At 77.1% G+C, this 599-nt stretch carries 1 protein-coding gene; it reads left to right on the plus strand.

What is annotated here, in order from left to right:
- Positions 1 to 599 (plus strand): MFS transporter (locus tag FV222_RS28620; protein WP_147816495.1); only part of this gene is annotated, 599 nt, incomplete at both ends.

Below are 599 nucleotides of genomic sequence, written 5' to 3' on the forward strand. Positions count from 1 at the left end.
CCCTTGACCCGCGCCGTGCCGGAGCGCGCGGCGGCCGCCGCCCCGGGCTCGCTCCTGCGCGATCCGCTGGCCTGGCAGGTCACCGCCTTCATGGGCCTGCAATCCTCGCTGGCCTACGTGCTGTTCGGCTGGCTGCCGGCGATCCTGCAGGGGCGCGGCCTCTCGGCGCTGGATGCCGGGCTCGTCGCCTCGGTGGTGACCCTGCACCAGGCGCCGGGCGCGCTGGTGGTGGCGATGCTCGCCGCGCGCGTGCGCGACCAGCGCGGCTGGATCCTCGCGGTGCTGGCCGCGACGCTCTGCGGCTTCCTCGTCCTCGCCTTCGGCCCGGAGGGTCTGCGGTTCCCCGCATCCGGGCTGCTGGGCCTCGGCATCGGCGGCTGCTTCGGGCTCGGCCTCAGCCTCCTCGTCCTGCGCACCCGCGACGCCGCCTCGGCCGGCGCCCTCTCGGCGATGGCGCAGGGGATCGGCTACGTCTTCGCCTCCCTCGGGCCCCTCGGCTTCGGCCTCGCCCACGAGGCCACCGACGGCTGGGTCCTCCCCGCCGCCCTGTTCGCGACGATCATCGCCGCGGCGGGGCTCGCCGGCATGGGCGCCGGGCG

The sequence above is a fragment of the Methylobacterium sp. WL103 genome (assembly GCF_008039885.1).
Lineage (GTDB): Bacteria > Pseudomonadota > Alphaproteobacteria > Rhizobiales > Beijerinckiaceae > Methylobacterium > Methylobacterium cerastii.